The organism is Corynebacterium yudongzhengii (assembly GCF_003065405.1).
Taxonomy (GTDB): Bacteria; Actinomycetota; Actinomycetes; order Mycobacteriales; family Mycobacteriaceae; genus Corynebacterium; species Corynebacterium yudongzhengii.
Genome location: NZ_CP026947.1, coordinates 254674 through 271762, shown reverse-complemented (window position 1 = coordinate 271762; position 17089 = coordinate 254674). Strand labels below are relative to the sequence as shown.

The 17089-nt window shown below is 65.3% G+C and carries 18 protein-coding genes and 1 pseudogene; 7 read left to right on the top strand and 12 right to left on the bottom strand.

What is annotated here, in order from left to right:
• Nucleotides 1-120 precede the first annotated feature (120 nt).
• Entirely contained in the window at nucleotides 121-630 is a 510-nt protein-coding gene (locus tag C3B44_RS01310) for a type III secretion system chaperone family protein (RefSeq protein ID WP_146183443.1), read from the top strand.
• A gap of 104 nt (nucleotides 631-734) precedes the next feature.
• The gene (locus C3B44_RS01305; RefSeq protein ID WP_108430768.1) at nucleotides 735-1958 is read left to right on the top strand and encodes an NAD(P)/FAD-dependent oxidoreductase; all 1224 of its coding nucleotides are present in this window, start codon (nucleotides 735-737) and stop codon (nucleotides 1956-1958) included.
• On the opposite strand, the gene C3B44_RS01300 is transcribed toward C3B44_RS01305, so the two are convergent.
• Nucleotides 1959-2897: a ribokinase gene (locus tag C3B44_RS01300; RefSeq protein ID WP_108430767.1), complete on the bottom strand. Its 939-nt coding sequence runs from the start codon at nucleotides 2895-2897 to the stop codon at nucleotides 1959-1961. It lies immediately after the preceding gene.
• Nucleotides 2898-3292: 395 nt separating this feature from the next.
• Between C3B44_RS01300 and C3B44_RS01295 the strand changes: the two genes are divergently transcribed.
• Nucleotides 3293-4042 (top strand): ribonuclease E inhibitor RraB, encoded by a 750-nt coding sequence (locus tag C3B44_RS01295; RefSeq protein ID WP_158268606.1) that lies wholly within the window; start codon nucleotides 3293-3295, stop codon nucleotides 4040-4042.
• Here C3B44_RS01295 and C3B44_RS01290 read toward each other — a convergent pair.
• A complete protein-coding gene (locus C3B44_RS01290) occupies nucleotides 4039-5133 on the bottom strand; it encodes a UDP-N-acetylmuramate dehydrogenase (protein WP_108430765.1) in 1095 nt (364 codons plus the stop codon). The genes C3B44_RS01295 and C3B44_RS01290 overlap by 4 nt on opposite strands.
• 24 nt (nucleotides 5134-5157) lie before the next feature.
• On the opposite strand from C3B44_RS01290, the gene C3B44_RS01285 reads away from it, so the two are divergent.
• Nucleotides 5158-5634, top strand: a complete 477-nt coding sequence (locus C3B44_RS01285) for a DUF2505 domain-containing protein (protein ID WP_108430764.1) — start codon at nucleotides 5158-5160, stop codon at nucleotides 5632-5634.
• A 60-nt stretch (nucleotides 5635-5694) separates the two neighbouring features.
• Nucleotides 5695-6501, top strand: coding sequence for an LmeA family phospholipid-binding protein (locus tag C3B44_RS01280; RefSeq protein WP_108430763.1), 807 nt, complete (start codon nucleotides 5695-5697; stop codon nucleotides 6499-6501).
• 35 nt (nucleotides 6502-6536) lie between these two features.
• Here the strand turns inward: C3B44_RS01280 and C3B44_RS11730 are convergent, their stop codons facing one another.
• The 3 genes from C3B44_RS11730 to C3B44_RS01270 form a co-directional block, all read right to left on the bottom strand.
• Nucleotides 6537-7022, bottom strand: coding sequence for a transposase (locus tag C3B44_RS11730; RefSeq protein ID WP_199906022.1), 486 nt, complete (start codon nucleotides 7020-7022; stop codon nucleotides 6537-6539).
• A 54-nt stretch (nucleotides 7023-7076) separates the two neighbouring features.
• Nucleotides 7077-7367: a transposase gene (locus C3B44_RS11725; protein ID WP_199906021.1), complete on the bottom strand. Its 291-nt coding sequence runs from the start codon at nucleotides 7365-7367 to the stop codon at nucleotides 7077-7079.
• Nucleotides 7368-7607: 240 nt separating this feature from the next.
• Complete coding sequence (locus tag C3B44_RS01270; RefSeq protein WP_108430618.1) at nucleotides 7608-8861, bottom strand: IS256 family transposase; 1254 nt, start codon at nucleotides 8859-8861, stop codon at nucleotides 7608-7610.
• 290 nt (nucleotides 8862-9151) lie between these two features.
• Between C3B44_RS01270 and C3B44_RS12145 the strand changes: the two are divergent.
• Nucleotides 9152-9748 (top strand): annotated as a pseudogene (locus C3B44_RS12145) (MFS transporter); the annotation flags it as partial.
• Nucleotides 9749-9800: 52 nt separating this feature from the next.
• Nucleotides 9801-10358: an MFS transporter gene (locus tag C3B44_RS01260; protein ID WP_235840501.1), complete on the top strand. Its 558-nt coding sequence runs from the start codon at nucleotides 9801-9803 to the stop codon at nucleotides 10356-10358.
• A gap of 615 nt (nucleotides 10359-10973) precedes the next feature.
• On the opposite strand, the gene C3B44_RS01255 is transcribed toward C3B44_RS01260, so the two are convergent.
• From C3B44_RS01255 to C3B44_RS01225, 7 genes are all read right to left on the bottom strand, one after another.
• Nucleotides 10974-11516, bottom strand: coding sequence for a beta/alpha barrel domain-containing protein (locus tag C3B44_RS01255; protein WP_108430760.1), 543 nt, complete (start codon nucleotides 11514-11516; stop codon nucleotides 10974-10976).
• On the bottom strand, nucleotides 11517-11813 hold the full coding sequence (locus C3B44_RS01250; RefSeq protein WP_108430759.1) for a DUF2516 family protein: 297 nt from the start codon (nucleotides 11811-11813) through the stop codon (nucleotides 11517-11519).
• Nucleotides 11814-11823: 10 nt separating this feature from the next.
• Nucleotides 11824-12450, bottom strand: a complete 627-nt coding sequence (locus C3B44_RS01245) for a CGLAU_01105 family protein (RefSeq protein WP_108430758.1) — start codon at nucleotides 12448-12450, stop codon at nucleotides 11824-11826.
• 35 nt (nucleotides 12451-12485) lie between these two features.
• A complete protein-coding gene (locus C3B44_RS01240; RefSeq protein ID WP_108430757.1) occupies nucleotides 12486-13787 on the bottom strand; it encodes a DUF445 domain-containing protein in 1302 nt (433 codons plus the stop codon).
• Nucleotides 13788-13860: 73 nt separating this feature from the next.
• Nucleotides 13861-14247 (bottom strand): hypothetical protein, encoded by a 387-nt coding sequence (locus tag C3B44_RS01235; RefSeq protein ID WP_108430756.1) that lies wholly within the window; start codon nucleotides 14245-14247, stop codon nucleotides 13861-13863.
• 62 nt (nucleotides 14248-14309) lie between these two features.
• On the bottom strand, nucleotides 14310-15059 hold the full coding sequence (locus C3B44_RS01230) for a succinate dehydrogenase/fumarate reductase iron-sulfur subunit (RefSeq protein ID WP_108430755.1): 750 nt from the start codon (nucleotides 15057-15059) through the stop codon (nucleotides 14310-14312).
• A complete protein-coding gene (locus C3B44_RS01225; RefSeq protein WP_108430754.1) occupies nucleotides 15059-17080 on the bottom strand; it encodes a fumarate reductase/succinate dehydrogenase flavoprotein subunit in 2022 nt (673 codons plus the stop codon). The genes C3B44_RS01230 and C3B44_RS01225 overlap by 1 nt, the downstream gene beginning before the upstream one ends.
• Nucleotides 17081-17089 lie beyond the last annotated feature (9 nt).

Genomic DNA, 17089 nt, shown 5'->3' with positions numbered 1-17089 from the left:
ATCCGCGTTTTATCCACAGCTCATGCCGTTTTGTTGGTGAAGCATCAACGATATCCGGGGTTATCCACAGCTTTGGTTTCGGTGAGCGCGCGGTGGGTTAGAACCGGTTTAGCCTCCGAGGTGTCCACGTCATTCGAGTCCGACACCTACGGGGGATTGTCCACCATGACCACCGCCACCGACCGCTACGTCCACTGGGTTACGCCCACCTACCACGTCCACCTGCCGCCGCTGACGCATAAACGCCTCAAGAACATCGTCAAGCTGCTCGGCTACGACTTTAAAACCGACGCCACCGGAATCCACGTCGAGACCGAAGGCATCTGCTACAGCCTGCTACTCCACGGACCGACCGAAGAGATCCTCATCGCCCGCGCCAACATCTACGACGGCCTGCCCCACTACGCCTCCCACAAGCGCATCCGAGAAGAAGTCGACCGCTGGAACGTCCACCAGATGTGGCCACACGCCTACACCCACGTGTGCGAACATGGCCACACCCACGTCATCGGAGATGTCTCCATGAACTATCTCGGAGGTGTGACCGACAACCAGCTTCTTCTCCACGCCGAGCTGGTGTTTCAGAACGGAGAACGGCTGCGCTCGGAGCTGCAGCAGGCACTCAGTTGACCCCGAAATAGGGACTGAAAAGCGGGTTGTGTTTCCGCCCACATTCAAAGATCTACCATTCAGTCAGGCACGAAACATGTGTGTGTGAAAGGAAACAACGCGCAATGCCACAAGCAATCGTTGTGGGCGCCGGGCTGGTCGGATTATCAACCGCCTGGCATCTACAGGAAAAGAATTATGACGTCACCGTGTTTGACCGCGCGGGCGTCGCTGCTGGATCCTCGTGGGGCAACGCCGGGTGGCTCGCCCCGGGTAAGACCATCCCGCTGTCGAATGCGGGGCTGTGGGCGATCGGCCCCAAGGAGTTGTTCTCTCGGCACTCGGCGCTGCACATGCCGCTGCGGCTGGATCCGAAGCTGTGGAACTTCCTCGCCCGGTTCATGGCGCATGCCAACAACGGTGCGTGGGATCGCACGATGGCACGGCTGACCCCCATCGACCAGGTCGCCCTGGACGCTTTCGACGAGATGGTCGACGGCGGCGTCGAGAACGCCACCAACGCCCGCGATTTCATCGTCGGCTTCGAAAACGAGTCCGCGGCCTCCAGCTTCCTCAGCAAGGTCGAGGGCGCCCGCCGGCACGGCCAGGAGATCCCGCTGGAAAAGCTCGACGACCCGCAGGCGGCGTGCGCCCAGCTTTCCGACGCCGTCGGCGCCGCCTACCGCATGGGCGGACAGCGCTTCATCGAGCCGGGTCCTTTCACGGAGGCGGTGGCTGAAGCCGTCGAGAAGCGCGGCGGCACCGTGCGCACCGGGGTGTCCGTGACCTCGGTGACCTCCTCGGGCAAGCCGGTCGTGGAGCTCGGTACCGGTGAGCAGATCACCACGGACAAGGTCGTCATCGCCAGCGGCGCCTGGCTGCCGGAGCTCGCCCGCGACCTCGGGGTGCGCACCGTCGTCCAAGCCGGCCGCGGCTACTCGTTCTCCGTGCCGACGGAGAAGCCCGCCAACGACTGCATCTACCTGCCCACCCAGCGCCTCGCCATGACCCCGTACCAGGGGCGGCTGCGCATCGCCGGCACGATGGAGTTCCGCCACCCGGACGAGCCTTTCGACAACGAGCGCATCAACTCCATGCTCGAGCAGGCCCGCACCCTGATGACCGGCATCGACCTCAACGACCGCAAGGACGAGTGGGTCGGCTCCCGCCCGGTCACCCCGGACGGGCTGCCGCTCGTCGGCGAGACGAAGGTGCGCGACGTCTACGTCGCCGGCGGCCACGGCATGTGGGGCATCGTTTTGGGCCCGGCGACGGGCCGCTACCTGGCGAAGCTCATCGACACCGGCGAGGTCGACGACATCATCAAGCCCTTCGACCCCCTGCGCTAGCTAGGAGTTCTCGACCTCCGGCAGCTGCTCACCGGCTGCCGGATACGAGTCCTGGGCGCCGCGGGCCAACGTCGCGGCTGCCCCGACGCGGGCGGCGAAACGGGCGGCGTCGACGAGCCCGTCGCCCTCCGACAGGCGGGTGACCAGTGCACCGGCGAAGGCGTCGCCGGCGCCGGTGGTATCGACGGGCTGCACCTTCGGGGTGGGAATCTCGGTGAGCCCCTGCTCGTCGGCGACGAGGGCGCCGGCGGCGCCGAGGGTGAGCACGACCGTCTGGAAACCAGCCTCCCGCAGTTCGCGGGCCAGCTGGTGGGGATCGTCGCTTTCGTGCGGCCGCTCGAGCTGCTCGAGGACCAGCGCGGCCTCGTGCTCGTTGGCCAGAAGCGGGTTGGCCTCAAGCAGGCGTTGCTTGCCGACGGGCACCACCGGCGCCAAGTTCACCACCACCCGCCCGGCGGCGAGCTCGACCGCGCGGTCGAAACCACTGGCCGGGATCTCGCCCTGGAGCAACACGATGTCGGCGCCGCGGATGAGCTCGGCGTGCTGGTCGACATAACTGGCGGTCACGGTGGCATTCGCCCCGGGCAGCACGACGATGGTGTTCTCCCCGCTCGCCGAGACCGTGATGACGGCCAGGCCCGTGGGCTCGGTGGTCGTCGCCACCGCGCGCATGTCCAGCCCCGAGCGGCGCAGATGAGTCAGCGCGGCCTCGGCCTGCGGATCGGCGCCCACCGCGCCGACCATCGCGACATCGCCGCCGAGCAACGCCGCCGCCACCGCCTGGTTGGCGCCCTTGCCGCCGGCGGAAAACGTGCCGCCGGTGCCCATGAGCGTCTCGCCCGGATGCGGGTGCCGGGCCACCCGGGTGGTCAGATCGGCGTTAATCGAGCCGACGACGACGATTTTCTTTCCCTCACGGCGGGATACGCTGGTGGTCATGCCCCGGATTTTAGTGATGCCGACAGCGAAGCGGTAGCGATTAGTGGCTGGTGGTAACAGCCTTATCGATAAGGTAGAAAAGCCCGCGCACCACCACGGTGGCTACCGCGACGATGAGCACCGCCTCGCTCACGTGTGCCCAGGTAAGGGCCCCTCGTGGGACATGAAAGGCACGCGTGCCGCGGCGACAGCGACCGAGATGATCAGCGACCAGAACCAGGAGTGATCTTTGAGGTGCTTATCCATCGATCGTCTCCTTAGCTTGTTGTTCTCCTGTGCGGCCGAGCTTATGAAAAGCTGAATTTTTTCAAGGTTTTATTTCAGCTCTCTCGCCTGTGTAAACGGTTAGCATCACCGCGACGTCGATAAGCATGCGGCCCACTACCCTGGAACGTATGCATCCTGACGACCGCAGCCTGCTGGATATCCTCTCGCGCCGCAGCGATCTGAGCCGCCCGCGCGAGCAGGCCCACTTCTTCTTTCTGCCTTCGCAGTCGGCGGCCGAGTCTTTGGCTAACGCGGCCGCGCAGCACGGTTGGCAGCAGGCGGAGCCGCCACGCCAGCATGGCGACGATGCGCTCGGCTGGGCACTGACCTTGCGTCGCGACGACCAACCGACCAACGCCGAAACCATCCCCGCCACCCGGGAGCTTTTGAGCGATCTCGCCGCCGGTGTGGGCGGGTATTACGACGGGTGGCAGGCCGCCACGGACGTCGGTCTCGATCGGCCTTCCGACGGCCAGGCGATGCTGCTCGAAGAGCTAGACGCCGAAGACCGACGCCACATCGCAGAGCTCGTGCCGCTGCTGGAGAAACTCGGGGTACTGCGCACCCCGGAGGCGTTTGCGCAGTTCGCGGCGGCGGGGCGTATCGAATGGCAGAAAAGGGCGGCGGCGGATCCCGCAAGTGTCGACGATGTCGTCCACCTCCTCGGCACCGCCGCGGGCGAACAGATCGCCCGGGCCACGGGGCTGCGCTGGGTGCTGCTGGTGGAAGGCGAGCACGAGGAGATCGTGCTGGCGGATGCCGAGCGCGGCGTCATCCGCCCCTACTCTGAAGCGCTGCAGTGGTGGCGCGACGACGAAAGCGCCGACCTCGCCGACTTCGTACGCGCCGCGATCGTGCTCATTCAGCAGGAGGACTAGAACTCCATCCCGATCCAGACGGGCTCGGGCACGAGTTCCACGCCGAAGACCGAGACCACGCCGTTGCGGATCGTGCGCGCGAGGTTCGCGAGCTCCTCGGAGGTGGCGGAGCCGCGGTTGGTCAGAGCGAGGGTGTGTTTCGTCGACAGGCGCACCGGGGAGCGCTTCCCTGGGTAGCCGCGGGGGAATCCGGCGCGCTCTATGAGCCAGGCGGCGGAAAGCTTGATGCCGCCGGCGACCTCCCAGGCGGGCATGCGGTCGGCGTCGTCATCGCCGCGGTCGGCGCGGACGCTGTCGCGCACCCGATCGGCCACCTCGGCGGAAACGATGGGGTTGGTGAAGAAGGAGCCGGCCGACCAGGTGTCGTGCTCGGCGGGGTCGAGCACCATGCCCTTCTTGCGGCGCAGGCCCAAGACTTCCTCGCGGACGGCGCGGACGTCCCGACGCTCGCCGGTTTTGCCGGCGAGCTGGCCGAAGCGCAGCGGGGCTGAGAGCCCGTCGGTGGTCAGCTGCAGCTCGATCTCTAGAACGACGGCACGGCCGGTGAACTTGAGGTTGGAGTAGCGATAGGCGAGCTCGAGCTCGCTGGCGGGCACCCAACGGGTCTCGCCGGTGGCGCGCTCATAGAGGCGCACGCGGGTGAGTACGTCGGAAATCTCGGTGCCATACGCCCCGACGTTCTGTACCGGCGTCGCCCCGGCCGAGCCCGGGATGCCGGACAGGCACTCGATCCCGCCGAACCCGCGCTCCACCGCGGCGGCGACCACGTCGTCCCATACGGCGCCGGCGCCGGCGCGGACGAGGCCGTCGTCGCCAAGCGAAACCTCCTTGTTTTCCACCGCCACCGCCACCAGATCCAGCTCCCCGTCCGCGACGACCAGGTTGGACCCGCCGCCGACGATGAGCCAGCTGGTCGCGGTGTCGTCGAGACGCCGCACGACCTCCACGACCGCCTCCGGTGTAGAGCAGCGAACGAAGGCGCGGGGCCGGCCGCCGAGGCGGAGGCTGGTGACGTCCGCGAAGGTGGTGTGGGTGTCGACGGTGACGTTATCGAGGCCGTCGAGAAGCTGGGGCGTAAATGAATCAGTCACGCCTCCCACGGTAGTCTTATGGTTATGGCAACCCGTAGCGAAAACACCGTGACTATCAACCAGCCCCTCGACAAGGTGCAGAAGGCCTACGCCAGCGAGGATTACTGGAAGTTCATCGCCGAAAACCTCTCGCCCGAGCCGGGTGAGGTCGCCGAATTCGAGCCCGGCAAGGCCACCCTCTACGAAGTTCTGCCGCTCGACCTTCTGCCCGAGGCCGTGCGCTCCATGGTGTCGCAGGCGCTGAAGGTCAAGCGCGTCGTCACCGTTGAGGGGGAGAAGTACTCCTATACCGCCGACGTGAAGGGCACCCCGGTGAACTTCTCCGGTGAAGCTGAGATCTCCGGTTCCAACGAGCTGACCTCCCTGGCCTATGACAACGAGGTCAGCGTCGATATCCCGTTCATGGGCCCGGCCATCGAACCGAAGGTCGGCGAAGCACTCGCGGATCTCTTCCAGAACGAGGGCAACCTCACCGAGCGCTGGATCAACGAGAACCTCTAAAACCTCCTGGCCCACAGCACGTCGCGCGGCTGTGGGCCTTCGTGTGCAAGACTAGGGCTCATGTCGCAACGCTCTACCGGTTCCACCGTCGCCAAGGTATTGATCACGATCTTGGTGCTGGTCGTTTTGTTGATCATCCTTGCCGAGGTCGGCCTGCGGATGTTCATGTCCAACCAGATCACCTCCTCCATCGAGGAGCAGTCCCAGCAAGACCAGGTGGAGCTCACCGAGGAGCCCGAGGTCTCCTTCGGCACCGCCCCGCTGGTCTTCGGGCTGTTCGCCGGCCAGCTCAACGAAGTCAACGTGCGCACCCCCTCTACCCTCGAGATCACCGAGCAGGCCGTCTCCGGCCAGCCCGCCACCGACCTGCATATGCAGGGCATGGACTTAAGCGAGGAGATGGTGTCCGATAGGGTCACCGTCACCACCGAGCTGCCGGAGGACTACCTGCTCGCCGTGATGCGCGAGCAGCTCGTCCGGCAGCAGCCGGAGGACGCCGGCCCGCTGGCCGATCACCTCACAGTCACCGACGTCACCGCCAACGGCGCCGACAACACCATCGACCTGGAGTTCGTCCACGGCGCCGCCGTCATCAGCCTGACTCCGGTAGAGCAGGACGGCCAGGTCAGCTTCGCCGCCGACGGTACCCAGATCTTCGGCTTCGACCTGCCCGAGCAGGCCACCGACCAGATCACCGAGGCGTTCGCCGAGGGCGTGAACGCCCAGACCAACGAGGAGGCGAACGTGCGCATCGCCGATATACAGATCCTCGATGGCGCACTGCGCATCACCCTAGATGGCGAAAACGTCCCGCTCGGCGAGCTCGCCCGCCAGGCCGAGCAGTCCGGGGAGCTAGGGCGTGTCTGACAATTTCTTCAGCCAGCTCATGACGGCGATAGCCATCACGCCGACCCGGTAGACAACCGCGAGCTTGTCGTACCGGGTTGCCACACCCCGCCACTGCTTGAGGTTGCCGAAAACCGTTCCACCACGTTGCAGCCCTTGTAGGACTGCGCATCGAACGTCGGTAGACGCCCACCCATCGAGCCTTTCCGCTTCCGGACGGCGATCACGTCCTTCTTCTCCGGGATCGTCGCCGTGATCTTGTGCTCGCGCAGATACCTGTGCACAGCCTTCGATGCATACGCCCTATCCGCGCGCAGTTCATCGGGCCGGGTGCGCGGTCGGCCCACCGTCCCGGGCACCCGCAGGCGTTTCAACAACGGGATCAGCACCGGGCAGTCACCGCGGTGGCCCGCAGTAACGATCATGGTCAGGGGCATGCCATGGCCGTCGACCAGGGCGTGGACCTTGGTAGACAGACCACCCCGTGATCGGCCGACCGCGTGATCAGGCGGCTCGGCCAGCAGGTTGTTGTAATTCGACAAAGCCCCCTGTGACCCGCGTGATGTTCGTGACGTGCTGATGGGCCCGGGTGATCGTCAAAGTCCACCGACACCGACCAGTCGATCAGGTCTTCCGTATCGGCCTGTGTAGGAAGTCGCTGAAGGATCACGTCCGAGGTGTCCGTCCTTGGCCATCCGGTTGTGCCAGGTGTAGACCGTCTGCCAGGACCCGAAGCAGGCGGGCAGGTCACACCGCGCGATCCCTGCCCGAAGGCAGTAGAGGATGGCCTCGAGCATCTGCCGGGGATCGGAGAACGGTCGGCCTTTTCTCCCCGTGCGACGGGGCAGAAGCTCTTCGACCATCTCCCACTGGGCATCACTCAACATGTGAAAACGCGACACGGGAGCCAGGGTCCCATGCCACGCTTCCCTCAATTGTCAGACACGCCCTAGGTTCCGGCGACCCCAACCAGCAACCGGCGTAGCTTTGGGCGTGTGCAGGGCCGGACTCGGGTTTAGGTCGCCCGGTTCTCGCGGCCGCTATGAGTCTCCCCAGGCTTTGAATCACTGATCCGCAGGTCAAGCCCCTGGTAGTGGTGTAACTGGTTTTTGATCCTTCGTTGGTGCTCAGGCGGGTAGTTGCATCAGTGGGTCGGTGTTCACCTCCGTCTGCGAGCTGGTGTCGGTGGTCAGGGCGAGTCGGCATCGGCTCAGGACTTCGAGGCCGAGGCAGCGACGTCCTTCGGCCCATTCGTCGGTCTGCTCGGCCAGGACGGCGCCGATGAGGCGGACGATGGCATCCCGGTTGGAGAAGATCCCTACAACGTCGGTGCGGCGGCGGATCTCGCGGTTGAGCCGCTCGGTGGGGTTGTTGGACCAGATCTTCCGCCACACGTCGTCGGGGAACGTGGTGAAGGCGAGCAGGTCCTCTCGAGCGTCACCGAGGTGGTCGGCGACCTCGGGCAGCCGGTGCTCGGTGTAGTCCAATAGTCGGTCGAACTGGGCGTTGACGGCGTCTGCGGTGGGCTGGTCATAGACGCTGTGCAGCATGGCCTTCACGGCCGGCCACATGGACTTCGGGCACACCGCCATGAGGTTCGCCGCGTAGTGGGTGCGGCAGCGCTGCCAGGCGGCTCCGGGCAGATTCGCCGAGATCGCATCCACGAGGCCGGCGTGCGCATCAGAGGTCACCAGCCGCATGCCGCCCAGGCCGCGGGCGACCAGGTCGGCGAAGAAGGTGTTCCACGAGGCCTTGGTCTCACTGGTCGCCACTTGCATGCCCAGCACCTCGCGGTGCCCGTCGCCGTTGACCCCGGTGGCCAGCAGCACCGAGGCCTTGACGACCTGCTTGTTTTCCCGAACCTTGATCGTCAACGCATCGGCGGTGACGAAAGTCAACGGCCCTGCCTCATCCAGGCGCCGGTGCCGGAACGCGGCGACCTGCTCATCCAGGTCGGCGGCCATGCGGGAGACCTGCGACTTCGACAGTGAGTCAATGCCCAGGGTCTTGACCAGCTTGTCCATGCGGCGGGTGGACACTCCGGCCAGATAGCAATCCGCCACGACGGTGATCAGCGCGGACTCAGCACGCTTGCGGCGCTCGAGCAGCCACTCGGGAAAGTAGGACCCCGACCGCAGCTTGGGCACCGCCACGTCGACGGTGCCAACCCGCGTATCGAGCGGGCGGTGGCGGTAGCCGTTTCGGTAGTTGGTGCGCTCGGCAGAGCGGGCGTTCCACTCCGCCCCGCAGACGGCGTCGGCATCGGCGGACAGCAAGGCGTTGATCATGGTCTGCAGCAGCTCGCGCATCAGATCCGGCGACGCCTCGGCGAGGGCTTGGCCAAGAAGGCCGGCAGGGTCGACAATATGAGGTGCGGTCATCGTGATGACTCCATTCGAGGATTCGGTAAGAGGTTGACTCGAAGGATCACACGGTGGCCGCTCTACATCCGTGCACAACACGAATCTGCAGACGATCTCGGCCACCGAGTTACACCACCTTAAGGGGCATTACTGATCCGCAACCTATAGAGGGATCTCCATCACTGTTACTGCGAGGTGGAGGCTTAAGATTTGAAGGGCATGTCAAATATTGCTTGGGGCGAGAAGTGGGGCCGCGTGCCGGCGGCTTCGTGGGACGCTTGGTGGCACGTACGACCCCTCGATGCGCCATGACCGCCCCGCTGCCTTCTCAAAGCGCAACACCAACCAAGGCGCGCTGGGCTTTCGCCCTCGTCCTTTTGTTTTGCGCCAGCGTCGTAGATGAACTGATCGCGACGGTTCTCATGCTCGAAATCGACAGCACACGTGGGCTGTGGCCTTCTCTTCTTTTCGCGACCACAACAGCGGGCAGCCTCCTTGCCAGCCCTTTATCGCGGTACTTCCTTATCGAAGGGAAAAGCTTAGCGAGGATACTCGCCGGCATTCTCGCATGCGAGGCAGCGGTCATCCTCCCCTGCCTCTACCTTGCTCAGGACCCGGTGCCCGGCCTAGCCGTTTTCGTCGGAGGCCTCCTGGGGCTTCTCGGCGGGGCTCTTTGGGTGGTTGTCCTGCTCTTCGTGGCCGAGGCTTTTGAGAAGCAGGACTACGATTCAGTCAACAAGTGGGTCACGACGGTCCGCAATGCCGGCTTCGTCGCGGGTCCGGCTCTGGGAGGACTCCTCTACTCCCTAGGGTCTCTGTATATCTATGTGGGATGCATCGCGCTTTGCCTCTTAAGCGCCCTGTTCACGCTCACGAAGGTTCCCTCTCTCCCGTATCCTCCGAGCGAGGAAGAAGGCGCCTCGGGCGCTGCCCGGGGGGAGGTTCTTCCGGTCGATTGTGGAGCTGCTGAGGCTGCCCGGTGTGGCCATAAGGCTGCTGCCGCCGATGGGGGTGGCCTTCTTCGGCTCCGTGGTCAACGTGGGCATCGTCATTTATTTGCGCACCATGCAAGAGCGACCGGCCTCGGACTATGGACTGGTCGGGGCGTCGATGAGCGTCGGCCTCGTTATAGGCCCGATAGTGATGCAAGCGATCACACGTGAAAAGACGCAACGAGGAATAGGGTTATCGGGTGTGTTCACCGGGATAGCGATCATCGCGCTGTTCCAGCCCTGGAGCCTGGTGTTCACGATGGCCGCCGGCGTACTTCTCGGCATCGGAAACGGCGGGCAGAATGTCTTCGTGACCTCGCTGCTTATGAAAGCCATCCCGGAGGACAAGCGAACGACGCTCATTTCTGCGTTCGTGTTTTGTATCTATTCCTTCGTGTTCGCATCCTTCGTTGCCGGCCTGTTCTTAACCCCTGCCAACGTCATCCCCTTCATGATCTGCGGCGGTGGAATCACCATTGCCCTCGGCGTTTTCTCTCTGACCAGGAAATCTCTCAGCACCTAGGGTGCCTGATTCTAGGCGACGGTTTCCGAGTAGTTTCCGGATAGTTGGTAGCAGCAGCCATCCGGCCTCGGTCGCCACGTCCCAGGCCCCGGCGGCGCAGGCTCCCCAACCCTCAGCAGACCCCGAGGGTGGTGGCGCTAGTGCTCGGCACGCGGCATCAGGCGACAGTGTGTCCCGCGTACCTATGAGTTTCCAGAGATCCATTGATTTCCGATTACGCACGTGTGTAAAACCCGGTCCGCACTATGCGGCGGCATAGTCGCCGTGGCTGAGTTCCGTTGCTTCACCTCCGCCAGTAGACCAAGACGGCAATCCAGCAATTCTTTTCGGGCTGATCGCCAAGGTGTGAGGAACACTCCGGCAGGCGCATTCCAGCGAGAGAGAATCCGCGGGGCTGCACACCGCGGAAAGAGGCGTATCGCCGTGGTCTCCGTGCGCCCGAGAAGGAGTCTTCTCCGTATTACTGACGCAAGAAACACCGAAACTACGACGCCTCCGCACCAGTAATCACCGGCGCCAAAGGGCACTACCAGGTAGCCGGGCCTCTGCGACCAACTACACGGACACGCACTCCGTAGCTCCGGCAGTGCATCCCTACCGCCCAGCCCAGGCGCCTTATTTCAGGCGATCCCACCCGGCCACGCGCGTAGCGAGGCGCTGCGCCCCGGCCTCGAGGGCGACGACGGCGTCGTCGACACCCGCGACCGCCGCGATGTCCGCGGCACGGGCAGGCTCTTCCCGCGTGACGACGTGCTCCGCCCCACCGAGATACGCCGCCTCGTATACTTCCGGTGCCACGGCGCGCACCACGAGCACGACCGGTTCCGGCACGGCCTGGCGCACGGTGGCGATCTCCGCGAGGTAAGCATTCGCATCGCGGAGATCGGGATCCGGGGTCAACCAGATCTCTTCCACCCCGTGCTCGACAGCTAGGCGCGCCTCCGAGGCCTTGATCAACCCGTGGTGTTTACCCGATGGGTGCCCCACCGCCACCGCGGATCTCATGTTGTCCGGCACAAGGAATTCCTGGGTCGGATGGACCACGGCCGTGTGCGCTCCGGCGGTGGATGCCGACGTGAGAAAAGCCCGCACCTCATCTGCCCCAGCGGCGGGAGCGAGAACGGTGGTGCGGGCGTTGAGCCAGGTGATGTCGTCCATCTACCAGCCGTAGTTACCCGACAGGATGTCCTTGATCTGCGGACGGACATCGAACCAGTACAGACCGATGGCGACCATGCCGGCCCAGGACAAAAACGGGAAGCGCAGGGCCACCGCCAGGGTCGAGGCAGCGAGGATACCCGTCCACACCCATTTGCTCTGGCGACCGGCGGCGTCATAAGCATCGTCGCGGGTGGTTCCGGCGAGCACCGCTGCCACCAGACCCGTCAGGGCGATCAGCATGTACAGGCCCCACTCGAAAAAGTCATAGGCCATGATTAGGTACTGAGCCGCCATGTGATGCCTCTCATTTCCTCTCGTTGGTCTGATCGTCCTCGGAGACGACTTCCCCGTCAATGATATCGGGCGTGTCTTCTGCAAGAGAATCGGTCTGCTTCTTATCGGCGTCGCCGCGCAAACGCCCCAGCAGGTCGTCGAGGCGGCTGGAGGCATCCGCGCCGTCGTCGGCACCAGCACCGGCACCGGCCGCACCAGCGCCTTCTTTCTTCTGCGTACGCTCGCGGGCCTTGGCGACGGCATCGTCGATCGAGCCGCGCACCGACTGCACCGATTCCGAGACCTGGCCGCGGACCGTGTCATAGGCCTCCGAATCGCGGGTGCCATCCGCGGCGCGGGAGACGGAGCCGTACATCTCCTTGAAGATCTCCTCGGCCTCCTTCGCGAAACGGCCCGAGGCCTCCCGGATGTCGGAGCCGCCCTGGGCATAGGAGAGTTCCTGGCGGGCGCGCGAGGCCGCCTGCTTGAGGCGCTCGCTCAAGGAATCCTGCCCCTTTTCCGCGGTGCGCTCGGCGCGGTCCTCGCGGAGACGATCGCTAAAATCGCTGATCACCTCGCCCACGGCGGAGCCAGCGCTCTTGAGGCTATCGAGCAGGGAGGAACGGTTGCTGTTGTCTCCGGGGAGCTGTTCGGGCATGGTGGCGTGCTCTCCTTGATCGGGTTTCATCGGGTTTAGGCGCCGAAAAGTATCTGGTTAACAGTGTAAATAACCAGACCGGCCAGTGCACCCACGATCGTGCCGTTTAAGCGGATGAACTGCAGGTCCTTACCCACCATGAGCTCGATCTTGTCGCTGGCTTCGCGCGCATCCCACCGGTGCACGGTCTCCGAGATGATCGCGGTGACCTCCCCGGAGTAGTTCTCCGCCAAAAAGCGCACCGCGCCGGTAATCCGCCGATCCAGGCTGGCCCGCAGCTCCGGATCGCTCTGGATGCGTTTGCCCCAGTGCACGCACATCTCCCGCACCTTGGCCCGCAACAGGGAGTCGGGGTCCTCGGCGGCGTCGATAAGCGCCTGCGAAACGGCCTGCCAGATGGAGGCACCCGCCCCTCGGACCGCGCGGGAGCCCATGATGTCGTCCTTGATGGATTCGACGCGGGCGATCATGGTGGGGTCGTGCTGGAGGTCGTCGGCAAGTTGCGCGATGAAGCGCCGGATGCCGTGGCGGGCCTCATGGTCGGGGTCGTTGTCGATGTCTTCGAGGAAGGCGACGACCTCGCGGTAGACGCGCTCGCCGACGAGGTCGCGGGCAAAGCGCGGCGCCCACTGGGGCATGCGTTCGTCGATGAGCGAGACGATGGTGTCCTCGGCGCCGCCGACCCTTTCGCGGGTCCAGGTGATGATGGCCTCGACGACGGGTTCGGTTTTGCCGTCGTCGATAAGCCCCTGGAGCATGCGGCCGGCGTGTGGGCCCCACTCGGGTTCGGCGAGACGCGCGATGAACTGGGAGTTGATGATCGCTTCGGCGTCCGCCGGGTCGATGGCGCGCACCGCTTTCCCGGTGAAACGGCCGACCTCCCGGGAGACGATCGCGGCGTTATCCTCTTGGCTGAGCCAGGCGCCGATCTTTTCCGGCACCTGTGCGCCGGCTACTTTCTCGGTGATGAGCTGCGGGTTTAAGAAGTTCTCCCCCACGAATCCGCTGAGCGCGGTGCCCAGCTGATCCTTCTTGCGCGGGATCAGGGCGGTGTGCGGGATGGGGATGCCCAGCGGGTGGCGGAAAAGCGCGGTCACTGCGAACCAGTCGGCCAGTCCGCCAACCATGCCGGCCTCGGCGGCCGCGCGGACATAGCCCACCCAGGCGGGCGCGCCGCCGGGCTGGGTCTGCCACCACGAGCAGGCCAAGAAGATGGCCGCGGCCACGCCCAGCAGCGCGGTGACGAAAGCCTTGTGTCTGCGCAGCGCTTGTCGACGCTGCCTTTCCACCTCCGGGCTCGGCCCCGGCACCGTCGAGGGTTCAGACATGGTCTCCATTATGGCCACAGCCGCCTCCGGCAGAAGAAAAGGGCCCGGACCGTCTGGCCCGAGCCCTCATCAAGCGTGCGCGCTAGTTATAGCGACCGGTGCGCTTGGTATAAGCCTTGTAATCCTTGCGGCCGACGACGGCAGCGAGGACGAGGCCGACAACGAGCAGCACCACGCCGATGACACCGCCGATAACCATGAGGGTAACCGGGCTGTGATCGGCGGTGCCGGTGCCCCAGAAGAACTGGGCGAGGCCGAAAAGCAGCGTGCCGAAGCCGGCGAGGGAGGCCATAACCAGGCCCATACCCAACCACGTCGAGGTCTTCAGCAACGAGGAGTGCGGAGCACTGAGGGAGACCGGGTCGTAGCCTTCGATGTAGGCATCCTCGGCGTTACCCGTGTGGTAGGTGGGGTAACCCTCGGTGTGCAGGTTCTCGTTGTGCTCGACGGCGGCGGCGTGGGAGCTCATGACCGTTTCTCTCTTTCGCTTGTGCAGGTGATCAGTGATCGGAACACGACTACTTAGTCAGTTTAGTCGTCCTTGCCGCGGAATGCGGCACGTGCCCTTTCGCGGGTGACCGCGGAGACCGCGGTCAGCGGGATGCCGGCCGGGCAGACATCGGCGCACTCGCCGTAGAGCGAGCAGTGGCCGAAGTTGCTCTCCAGGGAGTCGACCATGTCGCGGGCGCGCTTGCCGCGCTCCTCCTTGCCGAGCGGCATGTTCGCCAGGTGCACGAGCTTCGCGCCGGTGAACAGGTGGGCAGCACCGTTCGGGCAGGCCGCGACGCAGGCGCCGCAGCCGATGCAGGCGGCGTGGTCGAGGGCGAACTCGGCGGTGTTGCTGCCCTGGAGCAGCTCGTCGGCATCCGGGGCGGTGCCGGCGTTCATGGAGACGTAGCCACCCTGCTCCATCACGCGGTCGAGGGCGGAACGGTCGACGACCATGTCCTTGATGACCGGGTAGGCAGCCGAGCGCAGCGGCTCCAGCTTGATGGTGTCACCGTCGGCGAACTCCACCAGGCGCTGCTGGCAGGCCGGGGTGTGCTGGGAGGGGCCATGCGGGCGGCCGTTGACCATGAGGCCACAGGTGCCACAGATGCCCTCGCGGCAGTCGGAGGCGAAGGCGAAGGGCTCTTCGCCGCGGTGCAGCAGGCCAGAGTTGATGTGGTCGAGCAGCTCGAGGATGGACATCTGCGGCTCTGCGTCGTCGACCTTGACGGTCTCGAACGCGCCGTCCTGATTCGGTCCGGCCTGACGCCAGATCTCTACAGTTAGATTCATTACTTGTAGTTCCTTGTCTGCAGCGGGATCGATTCGAAGTACAGCGGCTCTGCGTGGCGGATGAACTCGCCGTTTCCGCCCGGCTCCCAGGCGGAGACGAAGCACCAGTTCTCGTCGTCGCGCTCCGCCTCGCCGTCCTCGGAGAGGTGGTCGTCGCGGTAGTGGGCGCCACAGGACTCGTCGCGGTCGAGGGCGTCGATGCACATGAGCTCCGCGAGGTCGATGTAGTCGGCGACGCGGGCGGCGTACTCGAGAGCCTGGTTCATGTAGTTCTGCTCACCGGTGACGTGGACGTTGGCCCAGAAGTCCTCGCGCAGGGCACGGATCTTGTCGATCGAGGTGGTCAGATCGTCGACGTTACGGGACACGCCGCAACCCCAGTAGAGGATCTCACCGAGCTCGCGGTGGAAGTCCTCGGCCGGGCGCGGGTTGTCCGTCTGGACGTCAAACAGGCGATCGATGCGCTTCTGGGCGCGCTCGACGGCTGCGGCGGCCTCCGCGGACTCGGGGGACAAAGCGTCCTCGCCGAGGTGGTTGGCCAGGAAGTTCGGGACGGTAAACGGCAGGGTGAACCAGCCGTCGACCGACGCGGACAGCAGCGAGTTCGCACCGAGGCGGTTGGCGCCGTGGTAGGTCCAGGAGCACTCGCCGGCGGCGAACAGGCCGTCGACGGAGGTCATCTCGTTGAAGTCGGTCCACAGGCCGCCCATGGTGAAGTGGACGGTCGGGGCGATACGCATCGGGCCCTCGTGTGGGTCCTCGCCGATGGCCTCTTCGTACATCTTGAAGAGGTTGGAGTAGCGCGAATCGATGGTCTCGCGGCCGAGGTTCTCGAAGGCGTCACGGAAGTCCAGGTATGCGGAGTTCTTCAGCGGGCCGACGCCGTAGCCGGCGTTGATCTGCTGGGAGATCGCGCGGGAGGCGACGTCACGCGGAACCAGGTTGCCGAAGGCCGGGTAGCGGCGCTCCAGGAAGTAGTCGCGCTCTTCTTCCGGGATGCTGTTCGGGTCGCGGTCGTCGCCCTTTTCCTTCGGGGACCAGATGCGGCCGTCGTTACGCAGCGACTCGGACATCAGGATGGTCTTCGACTGCCAGGTCGCGTTGACCGGCAGGCCCGTCGGGTGGAACTGGACGAAGGCCGGCGACGCCAGGTAGGCACCCTGCTCGTAGGCGCGCATCATGGCGCTGGCGTTCGAGTTCTTGGCCAGGGTGGACATGTGGTAGACGTTGCCGTACCCGCCGGTGCCCAGGACCACGGCGTGGCCGGTGTGCGGCTCGAGCTCGCCGGTGATCAGGTTGCGGATGACGATGCCGTGGCAGCGACGCTTGCCGTCGGTCTCGGTGACGATGAGATCCTGCAGGTCGGAGTGGGTGAAGATCTCCACGTTGCCGAGGTGGATCTGGCGGGTCAGCGCCGATGCCGTCGACAGCTGTAGCTGCTGGCCCGTCTGGCCGCGGGTGTAGTAGGTACGCGAGACCTGCACGCCACCGAAGGAGCGGGTAGCGAGGGTGCCGCCGTACTCGCGGGCAAAAGGCGCGCCGATGGCGGCCATGTGGTCGATGACGCGGACCGACTCGACGGCCAGGCGCCAGCAGTCGGACTCGCGGCTGCGGTAGTCGCCGCCCTTGACGGTGTCCTTGACATGGCGGTAGGCGGAGTCGTTGTCCACCTTCTTGCCGCGGGCGGAGTTCACGCCACCCTGGGCGGCGATGGAGTGCGCACGGCGCGGGGCGTCGTGGTAGGTGAAGACCTTGACGTTATAGCCCAGCTCGCCAAGCGCGGCGGCCGCGGCGCCGCCGGACAGGCCGGTGCCGACGACCAGGATGGTGAACTTCCGGCGGTTCAGCGGGGAGACCAGGTTCATGTGCTCCTTCTGGTGCTCCCAGGCCTCCTTGCTGGGCACGCCCTTCGGCTCAGCGCTGTCCAGGATGGTGCCAACCTTCACGCCGGCGACGGACGACTCCGGGTTGACGAAGTTGTCGCGATCGTGGGTGCGATCGGTGTTTTCAGTGTTACTCATGGCTTCGTT